The organism is Gluconobacter sp. P1D12_c, from assembly GCF_018812105.1.
GTDB lineage: Bacteria > Pseudomonadota > Alphaproteobacteria > Acetobacterales > Acetobacteraceae > Gluconobacter > Gluconobacter oxydans_A.
Genome location: NZ_JACSIQ010000827.1, coordinates 1 through 368 on the forward strand (window position 1 = coordinate 1; position 368 = coordinate 368).

A 368-nucleotide genomic window follows, 5' to 3' on the forward strand; every position below is an offset into this window, starting at 1 on the left:
AGTATTCCGTCCTGACCTGGAGAAGGCTCTGGCCTATGCGGACGGGAGCAAAGGCGGCCGTCCGCCGTTTGATCCGGTGCTGATGTTCAAAATCCTGGTGATCCAGACGCTGAATAATCTGTCCGATGAACGGACGGAATATCTGATCAATGACCGCCTGTCCTTCATGCGTTTTCTTGGTCTGGGGCTGTCAGATCGCGTGCCCGATGCCAAAACGGTCTGGCTGTTTCGCGAGCGTCTGACACAGGCGGGTGCGGTCGATGGTCTGTTCAATCGCTTTGATGCAACCCTGCGGAACGCTGGTTATCTCCCGATGTCAGGGCAGATCCTGGATGCAACGCTGGTCGCGGCTCCCAGGCAGCGCAACA

General features: G+C 57.6%; 1 protein-coding gene. It reads left to right on the top strand.

Features of this window, described 5'->3' with window-relative positions; all coding sequences use genetic code 11:
* On the top strand, window positions 1-368 hold a 368-nt coding region (locus KP705_RS19390; protein ID WP_215765492.1), incomplete at both ends, for a transposase.